This window comes from Candidatus Brachybacter algidus, from assembly GCF_016707225.1.
Classification (GTDB): Bacteria; Bacteroidota; Bacteroidia; order Chitinophagales; family Saprospiraceae; genus Parvibacillus; species Parvibacillus algidus.
This window is the reverse complement of record NZ_JADJID010000001.1, coordinates 1,377,173-1,392,968: the sequence shown is the minus strand read 5'-3', so window position 1 is coordinate 1,392,968 and position 15,796 is coordinate 1,377,173. Positions and strand designations below refer to the sequence as shown.

General features: G+C 37.0%; 7 protein-coding genes. All 7 read right to left on the bottom strand.

From position 1 onward, the window contains the following. Window positions 1-137: 137 nt before the first annotated feature. On the bottom strand, window positions 138-2,051 hold the full coding sequence (locus IPI15_RS05625; protein ID WP_287401298.1) for an OstA-like protein: 1,914 nt from the start codon (window positions 2,049-2,051) through the stop codon (window positions 138-140). Window positions 2,052-2,123: 72 nt separating this feature from the next. After that, window positions 2,124-3,257, bottom strand: coding sequence for an NAD(P)/FAD-dependent oxidoreductase (locus tag IPI15_RS05620; protein WP_287401297.1), 1,134 nt, complete (start codon window positions 3,255-3,257; stop codon window positions 2,124-2,126). Beyond that, complete coding sequence (locus tag IPI15_RS05615) at window positions 3,251-3,625, bottom strand: DUF7009 family protein (RefSeq protein WP_287401296.1); 375 nt, start codon at window positions 3,623-3,625, stop codon at window positions 3,251-3,253. Before IPI15_RS05615 ends, IPI15_RS05620 begins: the two co-directional genes overlap by 7 nt. A 53-nt stretch (window positions 3,626-3,678) precedes the next feature. After that, window positions 3,679-5,343, bottom strand: coding sequence for a glutamine--tRNA ligase/YqeY domain fusion protein (locus IPI15_RS05610; protein ID WP_287401295.1), 1,665 nt, complete (start codon window positions 5,341-5,343; stop codon window positions 3,679-3,681). 174 nt (window positions 5,344-5,517) lie between these two features. Then, entirely contained in the window at window positions 5,518-8,913 is a 3,396-nt protein-coding gene (locus tag IPI15_RS05605) for a T9SS type A sorting domain-containing protein (protein WP_287401294.1), read from the bottom strand. Window positions 8,914-9,801: 888 nt separating this feature from the next. Further along, window positions 9,802-13,599 (bottom strand): T9SS type A sorting domain-containing protein, encoded by a 3,798-nt coding sequence (locus tag IPI15_RS05600; RefSeq protein ID WP_287401293.1) that lies wholly within the window; start codon window positions 13,597-13,599, stop codon window positions 9,802-9,804. Between the two features lie 334 nt (window positions 13,600-13,933). Continuing rightward, window positions 13,934-15,769 carry an arginine--tRNA ligase gene (argS, locus tag IPI15_RS05595; protein ID WP_287401292.1) on the bottom strand — a complete coding sequence of 612 codons (1,836 nt, stop codon included), beginning with the start codon at window positions 15,767-15,769 and terminating at the stop codon, window positions 13,934-13,936. Window positions 15,770-15,796: the final 27 nt, after the last annotated feature.

The following is a 15,796-nucleotide window of genomic DNA, read 5'->3' as shown; positions in this document are numbered from 1 at the left end:
TTTGAATTATGAATCTAAAAGCTTTGTCTTCACAATTTTAGTTGATAAAAGGCAGGTTTTTTAAAAAATATTTGATCTTTGAAGAACTCTGTGAATCACCCTTATCTCTTGTGCATCTCTGTGATATTGCTAAAATCTCATTTTCCATTCTTCTTCCGCACCTTCCCTACCGGCCTCTTTATTCGCTCATCTTTATCACTTCCTGACACCGGTATATTATTTAACTTGATGTCAGTAGGAATAGCATTAGGATCATCTCCTGACAATGAAAACATTAAAATATTAGCACTATCTGAGCGCATTTCAGTAAGTAAGAGAGGCCTTTTTTTGATCTCCCATTTAAAGCCTGCCAACTGTATCTGGGCATGATTTGCTTTATCCATTGGATAATATTTTCCATCATTCTTTTTATAAAATTTAATATTATCCAATTCATTGTCGACTAACCTGGCTCTTAAATGAGAGCAATTTAATGTATTGACTCCGGTATATTCTTTGTCGTCATTAAGTGTATAATATACAGTTTGGGCATTGCCATTGACGGTCATGCTTGAAAGCTTTCCATCTGACATGAATGCTCTGATCTCCTTCCCTCCTATTTGACTAAAATACACTTCTTCGGGCGAAGTAATGATCATTGCTTTATTCTGCATCAGCAACTCTGAAATCTTGTTATCCTTTTGAAATATTAATATGGTATCACCAAAATATTGATTAGTACTATCTGACCATAATATTGGTTGACGATATAATCTAAAAATTGAATCAATGGTTGAATAATACATAGAATCGCATACTCCTTGAAAATTCTTACTCAGAATTTTTACATCATGATAAGCCTGTATGACTCTGCTGGTATCACCTGTGATTGTATCTTTTTTAAATGACCATAATGTATCAGCACTGACATATGTGGTGTCCTGGTCAGATACGATACTAAACATCGCTCTTTTACCGTATGCCTTAACATAATCACCTTTTTTGTCTATCAATGCTTCTTCTGCATGAAGTGTGGAATTATTGGACTTACTGTGAAGAATCACGTTCCCTTTAGAAATCCCTTTTCCAATTTTGTTGTCAAAGTCGTTATTGTCAGCTTCTATGATATTATCTCCATCTTCGATTCGTGATCGCCCGATGGTCTTTAATAAATTGTTCTTTTTGTCATACTGGATCTTTTTACCTTTTAGTAATTGGGCAGAGTCTTGCAAAAATGCATAACCCTTTCCTCCATCAACTTCAAAATATTCTCTCTTTTGAAAATACTTAATGGATTCTCCTGACACATATCGTAACGAGTCTTGATACCTGGCATCGCCCAAAAGGTAATAAAATTGTTTAAGGCCATCATATACCATCTTTCGCGTTGCAATGGCCTTATCAGCTCCTTTTTTATACTGAGGATTACCTATGAATTCTCCGTATTTCTTATCGATATCATAGAAACCGCTTTCGCTATACAATTTAGTTCCATTATTTTGTGTCACTATTGAAGGAGCTAAGAAGGTGACATATCTTAACCTCGAATTGTATTTAAGTCGGGTTGTCTTTATATCAAAGTCCGGATCCTGTATGTAGACATTATCTTGTAGAATTATATCATCAGATTTAGTGTCATAGATAGCTGATTTACTCTTAACCCATGTAGCCCCATTGGTGAATGTCCCATTATTGTCAAAAGCAGCGATCTTTGTATTGGTATTGTATGATAATTTTTCAGTATATAACTTCTGATCATTTTTAATCAATGAAACATTAGAATATAATTCGCATTGTCTGGTTACTGAATTATAGAATAAAGAGTCTGCAAAAATAGAAAGGGAATCTCCTTGTTGTATAAGAATATTGCCTTTTGCCCTGATAATGTTATCAGAACGATAAACAGTATCTGCATAAAAGTGAACTCCTTTATGACTAAACGCAACTTCTCCAGAGAAAATACTTATTTTATCTTTTGTCAAAATTGTACCAAATTTGGCTTCTTCAAAATTGATGTAATCCGAGGTGTCTTTAGAGGCTTGCCCACTCAATAAGCTATTAAATAATACCATAGCCAAGAAAGTGAAAATCACAGATTTACACAGCATTGAGTGTTTGATACTATTTTTAATTTTGATCAATGGCTAGTTTGCTATTTTTGTAAGTTCTGCTAATTGTTTACCCACTAATGAGCATATAGCTACGCCCATTCCACCCATCCTTACCCCGACGAATACACCTTCACTTACTTCAGCAATAATAGGTTTTTTATTCCCACCTATTCCCAGAATTCCACTCCAGTGATAGTCCATTTTTGGGTCTTTGACACCTTCTATATGTCCCTTTAGAATCGTTGAAAGCAATGTAAAAGCTTCATCTGTCTGATCAAATAAAAATGTTTCTTCTTTAGAACCTAATTTGTTTCTACCACCGCCAATCAATATTCTTTTTCCAATATTTCTAAAATAAAAATAACCTTTATCCATGTGGTAGCAACCATTTAGTTGGAGCCCTTCTATCTCTTCAGTTACAATAACTTGATTTCTGACAGGCTTGACATCTAAGTCAGGAATAAGGTGATTTACAAAACCATTAGTAGTCACAAAAATTGATTTTGCATAGATGGCTCCGTATTTTTTGTGAATAACATGAGGATCAGCCCCATGTTTCAACTTATCAACATCAAATCCAAAGAGAAATCTGATTTTATTATCTATACATTTTTGATAGAGTGCATTATTGAACATAGATGTATTAAGGCAACCTTCCAATCTATTAAATATGTATCCATCAAATCCCTTTGTGCCTTTAGGACTTCCTTCATGATATTCAAATACTCCGGGCATACCTATGCATTCTCTTACTAAAGCATTTATCTCAGGGAGTTTTTTTAGGCAGATATTTTTTAGATCGCTATTTTCGGGCAAAAAAACTTCAGTTCCTCCTTTCTCTTCATAATTGATATTTTCATCTTTAAGCACTGATCTTGTCAGTTGGAGCCCCTGCCACCTCATGGTAAGTGTCTCTTTCACTTTATCTGTGCCGAAAAGTTCTATATCGTCAATTAGTTCTGAAACACTTCCAAAACAAGCATAACCCGCATTTTTGGTACTTGCTCCTTCCCCAAACGGACCTCTTTCTAATACAAGAATATCAGCATCCGGGTAGTTTTTTTTAAGATAATAAGCAGTGTACATGCCTACCAATCCGCCTCCCACGACGATGTAATCAGGTTTGCCAAAGTATAATTGATCCTCCCAATAGCTTCTGCTCAACATTTGTCTTTAGGATTTGGAAACATATTAGTTTGATCTTCAAATGTATCATCAAGGCATTTAAAATCCTTCTCTAGTATAATTTTCAGAGTGCGATCATCATTAACTAGTTGAGTTGCATAAATACCTACTTCATTGCTATTACACCAATCTTTACCTATTTGATCAGGAATAGTTAAATGGATACTATTTTCAGAAAATTCTATTTGAGGTGATAACACTTGATTTAGGCTAATTCTATATCTCAGCCCATTTGATGGCAAGAGTCCAAGGGATATAAAAGCTTCAACAGCTCCTTTTGACAACAATTCTTCGATCTCCGGTACTTGAACTCTGAACCTTATTGAATCCTGATATATACGTAGCTTCACTTTAAATTTAGTTTATAAAAATTAGTATTACATATAGGAAGACCTTTTTGAGGTCAGCCTTTCTTTTTATTTCCATCCTTTAAAGAAACTGTTCGATTGAAAACCATACTTTCAGAAGTACTATCAGCATCTTGACAGAAATAACCAAGTCTCAAAAATTGGAATTGTTCACCGGAAGATGCATTTTTCAACGCATGTTCTCCCTTTGCTTTATTTATTTTTCTTAAAGAATTTTCGTTTAAATAATCCTTAAAGTCACCCTCCTCATTTTGCGGGTTCTCTACTTTGAATAATCTATCATACAACCGCACTTCCATATCAATGCAATCAGTACCATCTACCCAATGCAAAACACTCTTTGGCTTTAAACCAGAAGTATCTTGTCCACTTTTACTTTCTGGAAAATAAGTGCATTTAATTTCTGTCACTTGTCCTTCGCTATCAATAATCGCTTCATCGCACTGAATGATATATGCATGTTTAAGTCTTGCAATATTGCCGGGAGAAAGTCTAAAAAAGCCGGGAGTAGGATCAAGCATAAAATCTTCACGTTCAATAAAGAATTCTCCGGAAAAAGCAATTTCTCTTGAACCGGAATTCTCAATTTCATGGTTATTTTCTGCTTCCAACAATTCTTTGGTTCCTTCGGGCCAGTTAGTTATGACTACCTTCAAAGGGTCCAGAACTGCCATTCTTCTTAATGCATTTTTATTGAGATCTTCTCTTATACAGAATTCCAACAATCCAACATCAATTACATTTTCCCGCTTGGCAATACCTACACGCGTTGCAAAATCTCTGATACTGGCAGGAGTGTAGCCACGTCTTCTTAAGCCTGATATTGTGGGCATTCTAGGGTCATCCCAACCATTAACATGACCATCATTTACAAGTTGCAAAAGTTTTCTTTTGCTCATCACGGTATAATTGATATTTAACCGTGCAAATTCATATTGATGAGATGGGAAAATCTCAAGTTTCTCAATAAACCAATCATATACCGGTCTATGATGAATGAACTCCAAAGTACAAATGGAATGAGTAATTTTTTCAATACTATCGCTTTGACCATGAGCAAAATCATACATAGGATAAATGCACCATTTGTCACCGGTATTGTGATGATGTGCATGTCTGATTCTATAAATCAACGGGTCGCGCATCAACATATTTGGAGAAGCCATGTCGATTTTTGCCCTTAACACTTTAGCCCCGTCGGGAAATTTTCCAGCTCTCATATCGGAGAATAATTGTAAATTCTCATCAATAGATCTGCTTCGGTAAGGGCTATCCTGGCCTGGAGTATTTGGATTTCCCTTCAATGCTGCGATTTCTTCAGAAGAAGAATCATCAACGTATGCCAATCCTTTTGATATTAATTTAATCGCAAAACCATAAAGTTCTTCAAAATAATTACTCGTATAGAATTCATTTTCCCATTGGAAGCCTAACCATTTAATATCTTCTTTAATGGAATTGACATATTCAACATCTTCAGTGATTGGATTGGTATCATCAAACCTAAGATTTGTCTTTCCTCCATATTTATCTGCTAGTCCAAAATTAAGACAAATAGCCTTAGCATGACCAATGTGAAGATAACCATTAGGTTCTGGGGGAAACCGAGTTAGAACTCTTCCATCGTGTTTACCGGAAGCAATATCCTTCTCAATTATTTCTTCAATAAAATTTAAACCTTCAATTTTTTCTTCACTCATGAATTTATATACAAATTTTAGCGCAAAAGTAATATTTTAAGCTTACTTATATAACATAACGGATAAAGGATAAGTTTTTGATTGGAATGTCTACAACAAAAAACGGAGCTTGGCATAAAACCAACCTCCGTAATAAATTTTCAGAATAGATTAATTCTACTTAAAAAGTAAGAATTAATCCACCTTTACAAACTTGCCATAGAACGTTCCTCCATTAAGTTCCTTTTCTGACCAAATAACATTGTAAATACCCGGTGTAAGTGCATTTATCTGAATCATACCATCATTAGTGGTTTGATTCTTGATGATGACATTACCATTGGCATCAATGATTGAATAAAGGATACTTGATTTAAATTCACTTCCCAATTTGATATTGCTATTAGCAGGATTTGGGTAAATAAATCCTTCCAATGGTTTGCTTGTAGCGATTTCAAACACTTGACCAGTACCTGGTTTAGGAGCAATTATAGTAATTACAACATGGAGCGTGTATTGACATCCACCTTCATTTGTGATAATGACAGTGTATGTACCAGCAGTTTTATAACTTGAGTTATAAAGCAGAGGACTTTGCTCATTTGAAAAGAAGCCATTCGGTCCAGTCCAAAGATAAGTTGTTCCTCCAGTGGCATTCAATTGAATATTGCTTCCAAAAGGAGCAGGATTAGGAGTCGCAGATACAGTTCCATTAATTGCACCATATACAAAGACGTCAACTGAAGCAGTTGCAGTGCATCCTGTTGGACCTGTTCCTGTCACTACATACTGACCGCCCAAATAAATTGGAATGTTATTAATCACCGGATGCTGATATGCTGAAGTATAACCATAAGGTCCAGCCCAAGTATAACTAGAAGCACCTGAAGAATGAAGGAAAACTGTTTGTCCCTCGCACACACTGTTGTCATCAACTGTAGCTGTTACAACCGGGTTATTAACAATAGTAACATTCGTCGTAGCTACGGCAGTACAACCATTAGGGCTTGTAACCGTAACGGAATATAGACCGGAATAAGCTGCTGTAGCGTTAGGTATGGTTGGATTCTGAAGAGTTGAAGTAAATCCACCTGGACCAGACCAGCTGTATGATCCGTCACCTGTACTTAACAATTGTAAAGTACTGTTAGCACATGCACTACTCTGAACATGCGAGGCTGTAGCTATTGGTGGATAATTTACTTTAAGTTGTACTTTGTAGCTTGAAGTACATCCACCCAGACCGGTAATTGTCAACAAGTAAACTCCTGCCTGCTGGTAAGAATTAATAAGAATGCTAGGGTTTTGTTGTGTAGAAGTAAAACCGTTAGGTCCTGACCATGCATATGTTCCACCACCTGTAGAACTTAATTGCACAAATGAACCCACACATGCTATGGATGGGGTGGCAGATGCACTTCCAGTAGGGGTTGAATTGACAACAACACTAACATTGGCAGTCGCCGAACATCCGTTAACATTGGTCACGGTAACATTATACAAACCACTTTGAGATGTCTGTATATTCGAAATTTGTGGATTCTTCAAACCAGAAATGAAACCTCCTGGGCCTGACCATGAATAAGTAGATCCTCCGTTTGCACTAAGTGTAAGTGTGTTTCCACTACAAATAGGGTTAGGAAGGGCTGAAGCTGTGGCTATCGGAAGAGGAACCACCGTAACGGTAGTTGTGGCTGTGGCTACACATGAATTAGGTGCTGTAACAGTCACAGTGTAAATAGTAGTGGATGCGGGGTTAACAATAATTCCATTTGAGAGCGCACCCGTACTCCATAAATATGTTCCTCCGCCTGTAGCTACAAGAGTAGTAAAGTTACCCATGCATATAGTACCGTCATTTGGTGTGCCTGAATTTTCTAATACATTAATCGTTGGTACAAAATTGCATAAACAATTTATATTAAAGGTTTGAGATTGAGCAGCAGTCCCTTCAGCATCATACAATATATAATAAGTAGTTCCAGCAGTCAAAGGACCGAAAATGTTTGACTCAGGTCCAGCTGCATCTCCAATACATGTCCAACCAGTAGGGCCACAGCCACCTGAAGCTGCCTTAAAGAAATAATCTGAAAAACCGCCTGAAGCGGCCGTAACCTGCAATGTATAACTGCCGGAAGCAGAAGGGGTAAAACTATATACCTTTTCTTGACCTGGAGTTGTAAAACCACAACTATTTGAAATGGGGCTCCAAATTCCCGCACCTGCAGTTACTGCAGTTACTGGAACACCACAAGTAAGTGATGTTATACCTGTGCAAGGATCACCTGCTACACAATTTATATTAAAGGTCTGAGATTGAGCACCTGTGCCTTCTGCATCGTAGAGAATATAATATGTGTTGCCGGCTGTCAATGGTCCGAAAATATTCGACTCAGGTGCACTTGCATCTCCGATACATGTCCAACCTGTAGCACTGCAACCACCTGAAGCAGCTTTAAAGAAATAGTCAGAAAAACCACCTGAAGCTGCGGTAATCTGTAAAGTATAATTACTGGTAACTGTAGGCGTAAAACTATAAATTATTTCTTGACCTGGTGTTGTAAATCCACAACTTCCTGGTTCCCATACACCAGCTCCTGAAGTAGCAGCTGTAACAGGAGTACCACAAGAAATCGTCGTAATACTCGAACATGGATCTGCAGCTAAACAATTTATATTAAAAGTCTGAGATTGAGCAACTGTGCTCTCTGCATCGTAAAGAATATAATATGTGGTGCCGGCGGTCAATGGTCCGAAAATATTCGATTCCGGCGCACTTGCATCTCCTATACAAGTCCAACCGGTAGCACTGCAACCACCTGAAGCTGCTTTAAAGAAATAGTCAGAAAAACCACCTGAAGCGGCAGTAATTTGAAATGTATAATTACCGGTAGTTAATGGTGTAAAACTATAGACCTTTTCTTGGCCTGGAGTTGAAAAACCACAACTTCCGGGTGACCAGACACCTGTTCCTGTAGTTGTAGCAGTAACTGGTGTACCGCAAGTTATTGTTGTAATAGAAGCGCAAGGATCTGCTGATAAATTTAAGTTATAATCTATGGTTCCGGTATAGGCTCTGGGAGAAAATTGAGATCCACCAAAGGCAACAGTTGTAACTCTTGCAACGTCAGAAAAGAGTGCTAAATTGGCATCATTAAAATTCGTATTAGAAGTAACACCAGTTCCAAAATATCTTATTCCACCTCCTGCTGTAATTGATTGCAAATAAAAGGAAGTTGTGGTGGAAGCTGCAAGTTGGATATTTAAACTAGTTACATCCATTGGAGCAATTGTCGTGGTTCCAGCACTCGTGGTGGTGATTGTGCCGACCAAATTCCATCCAGCACTGGAAGCTGTAAATCCGGCATAGGCTCCACTTCTACTATATATTTCCACTGTCACACTTGTTCCACTAGTACTTGAATACATAGTATTGAAACTGGTAATATTAACTGGCGTGCTATTAGTAGTCAATGACAGAAAAACACCTCCAGATCCATTATTTGAAGTAAGATTTGCTTGTAAGGTAATGGCGTCCGAATTAATATTAAAGCAAAACATGATTAAAATAAGTAGAGAAAATTTTTTCATAAGGATAATTTTTAAATGTAAATCAATTGATTTTTTAGAGAAGAAAATGTGTAGTGAAATATATTTTGACCTTAAGAAATAAATGAAATTAATCTTAGACAAGACTAATTTCTCAACTAAATATTTTCAGTATCGAAAATAAAAAAATGGCTTTTACAAATATAATAATAAATTTCTAATAATTCTCCCTAAAAGTAAATTAAATTTTTGCATAAAAATGAATAACATTATAATTGGAGTTCTATGTAGCTTATCAATTACCTATTTTTGCTAATATCCTTATGCATTAACATTATATAATTTTATGCTAATTAATTAGATTATTTCTAAATTAATATCTGGTATATTTTAGTGTCAATAAAAATATTTCATTCTTGTTATAATTAAAAGATATTACTACTTAAATGAATAAACTATTCAACTATTTTATCAGAGTTTCTGAACAATTATTTCTTTAAAATCGTAGTTGTCAGACATTTTTAAATTAGATGTCAGAGGCAATATAGAAGCGTATTTTTATTATTTGATTATTAACACTTAAATGCAGATTTGTCATTTTGAATATTTGTAACATGCTTCCCTTGGTGCTCAATTAATGGTTTTTTCTGAATTTGACTTATGGAAATTTTATAGTTTTCTGAAAATTAATACCAATTGGAAATTCGTAATTGTTTAAATTAATTTGATCAAAAGATTGTAAGCTCAGTATTATATTACAAAATATTTGTTTATTTAATAATTCATTTTAATATATCAGTCCTATCTTCTAATGAATATTTTCCTTTGAAGAAATAGGAATAGCTACAACAACAAAAAACGGAGGTTGGCATAAAACCAACCTCCGTAATAAATTTTCAGAATAGATTAATTCTACTTAAAAAGTAAGAATTAATCCACCTTTACAAACTTGCCGTAGAATGTCCCTCCATTAAGTTCCTTCTCTGACCAGATAACATTGTAAATACCCGGTGTAAGCGTATTAATCTGAATCATACCATCATTAGTGGTTTGATTCTTGATGATGACATTACCATTGGCATCAATGATTGAATAAAGGATACTTGATTTAAATTCACTTCCCAATTTGATATTGCTATTAGCAGGATTTGGATAAATAAATCCTTCCAATGGTTTGCTTGTAGCGATTTCAAACACTTGACCAGTACCTGGTTTAGGAGCAATAATCGTAATTACTACATGAAGCGTATATTGACATCCACCTTCATTTGTTATAATGACAGTGTATGTACCAGCAGTTTTATAACTTGAGTTATAAAGCAGAGGACTTTGCTCATTTGAAAAGAAGCCATTCGGTCCAGTCCAAAGATAAGTTGTTCCTCCAGTGGCATTCAATTGAATATTGCTTCCAAAAGGTGCCGGATTAGGAGTAGCAGATACAGTTCCATTAATTGCACCAAATACAAAGACGTCAACTGAAGCAGTTGCAGTACAACCTGTCGGACCTTTTCCTGTCACTACATACTGACCGCCCAAATAAATTGGAATGTTATTAATCACCGGATGCTGATATGCTGAAGTATAACCATAAGGTCCAGCCCAAGTATAACTAGAAGCACCTGAAGAATGAAGGAATACTGTTTGACCCTCACACACTGTATTGTCGTCAACTGTAGCTGTTACAACCGGGTTATTAACAATAGTAACATTCGTCGTAGCTACGGCAGTGCAACCATTAGGGCTTGTAACCGTAACTGAGTAAAGACCGGAATAAGCTGCTGTAGCGTTAGGTCTGGTTGGATTCTGAAGAGTTGAAGTAAACCCACCAGGTCCTGACCAGCTGTAACTACCACCTCCTGAAGAGGTTAATTGTAAAGTGCTTCCTGCACATGCAGTCGCTACATCATGTCCGGCTTTCGCTATAGGTGGATAATTTACTTTAACTTCTACTTTATAGCTTGACTTACATCCACCTTGACCCGTAATTGTGACCAAATATACTCCTGCCTGTTGGTAAGAATTAATAAGAACGTTAGGGTTTTGTTGTGTAGAAGTAAAACCGTTAGGTCCTGACCATGAGTAGGTGCCACCACCTGTAGCAGACAATTGAACTGAGCTGCCAACACAAACTGTAGAAGGTACTGCTGACGCTGTTCCTATTGGTGTTTGATTAACAACTACACTTACAGAACTACTTGCATTACAACCTAGATTTGTCACTGTCACTTGATATGTACCTGCCTGAGTTGTTTGAATATTATTAATACCAGGATTACTCAAAGTAGAACTAAAACCTGAAGGTCCCGACCATGCGTAAGTCCCTCCGCCAGTTGCATTTAATTGAACGTAACCTCCACTACAAACTGGGTTTGGATTAGCAGTTACGGATACCACAGGCAATGGATTAATGGAAACAGTAACAGTTGCCGTAGAAGTACATCCTGCAGCAGAAGTAACAGTCACTGTATAAACACCAGCCATTGCTGCAGTGGCATTAGCCCTCGTTGGGTTTTGTAATGTCGATGTAAATCCGCCTGGTCCACTCCAGCTATATGTGGATCCTCCAGATGAATTTAATGAAATTGTCGAACCTACACAAAATGGATTACCGGGTGAAGTAGCTGTAGCGACCGGCAGTGGAGCAACGGTAACGGTAGATGTAGCAGTAGCTACACACAAATCAGGTGCAGTTACAGTCACTGTATATGTTGTCGTAGATGCAGGAGATACTATAATAGATGGAGTCGTAGCACCAGTACTCCATAGATAGGTTCCTCCGCCATTTGCTTGCAAAGTTGCAGATGCCCCAATGCATATAGTTCCATTATTCGGTGTTCCAGAAGTTTCAGATACAGTAATTGTAGGTACAAAACTACATAAGCAATTTATCTGAAAAGATTGAGAAACACTTGAGGTGCTTTCTGCATCCAATAGTATATAGTATTGGACACCCGCTGTAAGCGTTCCAATGGTTGCTGTAGTAGGTGAAAATATATCAAGAATACACGTCCATCCTGTCGCGCTGCATCCTCCAGATGCTGCTTTGTACATATAATCTACGTAACCAGTAGAAGATGTCGATGTGACTTGCAATGAATATACCCCAGTCACTGCTGGTGTAAAGCTATAAACCTTTTCTTGGCCAGGTGTAGAAAACCCGCACGAACCAGGGCTCCATACACCGGTTCCGGTAAGATTTGCGGTATTCGATGTTCCGCAAGTTAATGTTGTAATCGAACCACAAGGATCTCCGACGATAAAGCAAGACGCACATGCCACAGTTGTTGTTCGACATGCACTTTCAGTGCCGCAGGCAGCATTTGTGTTGATATGCATATAAATAGGGCCTGAGGCAGTACATGTAACCGTCACAGGAGAAGTCCCTTGTCCAAGTATTGCACCTCCAGGTGTTCCTTGGCGAATTGTAAGGTAATTTCCAATACCTCCAGTACTGGCGAATGTGTATTGAGTTCCGCTTACACAACCTGTAACAGTAGCATACTCTCCTGCAAAATTACAAGTCGATATGGTAACAGGCGCCGGAGTAGTTGGAGCAGTTGCAGAGCCGTATGCTGTTACATTAGAACAGCCTGGTGCTACACAAGATGCGCATGCCACTGTTGTAACGTGACACGAAGCATCGGTGCCACAAGCAGCATTTGTATTTAAATGCATATATAGTGGACCTGAGGCAGTGCATGTCACTGTGACAGGAGATGTACCTTGTCCAAGTATTGCACCTCCAGGAGTACCTTGACGAATCGTAAGGTAATTACCAGTACCACCTGTGCTTGCAAAAGTGTACTGACTTCCGCTTACACAACCTGTAACAGTAGTATATTCTCCTGCAAAATTACAACTACTAATCGTAACCGGTGCTGAACTCGTTGGAGCTGCGATATTTCCAAACGCTGTAGTATTGGTGCAGCTAACAGGTGTTTGAGTACAAGTAGGAACTAGGGTAAATGCTCCACTATTAGTACTAAAGGCTGTAACTAACACGTAATAGGTAGTGCCTGATACTGCAGTAAAAGTAACTTGAGATTGTAAACTACAAAAATCATCGTTGCCAGCTACACAAGTGAAAGTACCACAAGGACCAGTAAATACACCTATTTTAGTATCAAAGCTACTGCCACAAAGGCTCAATGTTACTGAACCACTAACGTTGTCAAGCTTGTACCATACCCCTGGTGCGGTATTCAATCCTGTTGTACAAGTAGGTACTGCGTCTGAAGTTGCACCTGTGGTAGTTCCTGTTACAGTAACACCACAAGTCAGTGCAATGGCTCCAGAACAAAGGTCATTTACAATTGGATCAGGAGCACTGCAACTAGAACATGCAACAGTACCTGTATGACATGCAGATTCATTTCCACATGTTGCATCTACATTATAATGCAAATATAATGGACCGGAAGCAGTACACGTTACACTTATTGGCGCAAAACCAAATCCTAACACCGCGCCACCTGGAGTCCCTTGTCTGATGGTAATAAAATTACCAGCTCCTCCGGTTGCATTAAATAAATAAGTGCTTCCTGCTAGGGCACCGGTGACCGTGCTGTACTCGCCGCCAAAGGCACAAGTTGTGATGGTTATGGGAACTGGTGTTGTTGGCGCTGGAACCGAGCCAAAGGCTGAAGGATTGCTACATTGAGAATAGGCCGCTGTATTTAGGCATAATATAGCCATCAACACGCCGGCAAAAAAGTAAATTCTTTTCATAATAAACGCTTTTATAAATTTTAATTAATTATTAACAAATTTAATTAAATTATTCAAAAAACGTTAATTGTCATCTATAAACTATTAATTATATATATATAATTAAAATTGGAATTTATATATAATTGACTTAAAGTTAATTATAATCTATGTTTATTCAATATCTAATAAGAGATGAAATTAATGTACATATAATTAATACAGTAAATCGCATAATATAATTTGGACATTTCTTAAAAATAGAGAATAGAATTATACTTTATTCTGTTTATTGCAAAACATGATATATTTAATTCAAATATTGTTCAACTTAGACTTAATCAAATAATAAAATTTACATTCTTTCGGGCATTTCAATTCCTAATAATAACATCCCTGTTTTTAAAAATGAAGCAATTTTGTCAATTAGATATAATCTGAATTGTTTTTCTTCATCAGAGGCAGCTGTAAGGATCGGAACATCGTGGTAATAGCGGTGAAGGCTCTTGGCTAAAGAGAATAAATAGTTTGCAATTTGTGAAGGATCAAAATTTTCTGCAGCTTCTACGACGACTGACTTATATTGGTCTAGTTGCTTGATCAATTCAATTTCCGAGGAAGTCATCTTTAGTTTAATATCTGTTAGTTCTTGAAGGGATGATCGCTCTTTCCTTAAGATTGATTGTATTCTGACATAAGCATTTTGAACATAAGGGCCTGTCTGGCCTTGCATATCAACAGATTCCTTCGGGTCGAAAATCATTTTTTTCTTGGGTGAAACTTTTATCATATGATATTTTAAAGCTGCAAGGCCTATCAATCTATATATTTCGTTGTGTTGATCCACTGAAAGAGATGCTAGTTCTCCCCTTTCTTCTCCAGACGCCTGGGCCTCCGTAATAACCTCAGCTATCAAGTCATCAGCGTCAACAACTGTTCCTTCACGCGACTTCATTTTGCCTGTAGGCAGCTCTACCATGCCATAAGACAGGTGGAATAAATGATCTGCATATGGCTCATTCATGGCCTTCATGATGGCAAATAGAACCTGAAAGTGATAGTTCTGTTCATCACCTACCACATACACCATTTGATCAAATTTATATTGATCGTATCGTTGCATTGCTAGCCCAATATCCTGAGTCATATATACAGAAGTACCATCTGAACGTAAAATCAACTTGCGATCTAAACCTTTATCAGTCAAGTCAATCCACACTGAGGAATCCGATTGCCGTTCGAATATACCTTTCTCTAGTCCTTTACTTACAGCTTCTTTACCAAGTAAATAGGTTTGCGATTCATAATAATTTTGATCAAACTCAATTCCTAACTTAGCATATGTTGTATCAAATCCACTATAAACCCAGCTATTCATTGTATTCCACAAAGCCATAGTTGCCGCATCTCCCTCTTCCCATTTATTGAGCATTTGGCGAGCTTCTAACCCCAATTCACTATTTGTATTAAAATATGTATTCTTATAATTAGCAAAAAACGTAGCCTCATCCTGATTTTTATCTGATGCCTTATATAATGACAATGCTTCATCTGACTGCTGCCAATTTCTATATTCTTCCTTGAATTTATTTTCAAACATGACATACAAATCTCCAACAAAATGATCCCCTTTCATCTTTTCTTTCTCAGGATCTGTCAATCCACCATATTTTTCATAGGCTAACATGCTTTTACAGATAGCAATTCCCCTGTCATTAATGACTTGGGCCTTAATTACATTATGCCCTAGTGCTTTCAGGATATTTGCTGAAGAATTCCCAAGAAGAATGTTTCTGATGTGACCCAGATGAAGCGGTTTATTGGTATTTGGTGATGAAAATTCTATTATAAATGTCTTTTTCTCATTTTCTGCAATTGAAAATTGAGTACTTAATTCATTTAAAACGTTTGCCCAATAACTTTGAGATAGCGTAAAATTAAGGAATCCTCCAACTACTATAACTTCTGATATTCTGGCATCTTGCCCATCCAAATTCTCCTTTAATGATAACCCCAGTTGATTCGGGTTCATCTGTAATGTTTTAGCAAATGGAAACAAAGTTACAGTGAAGTCACCTGTAATATCAGGTTTCGTTAAAGAAATAGGAATAATATCTGGGTTAATATCATGACTATATTTTTCACTTATAGCCTTGCTAACCAATGTTTGAATCGTATGTTGAATGTTCATGAATTACATTTTAGAAAGCCGCAAAAT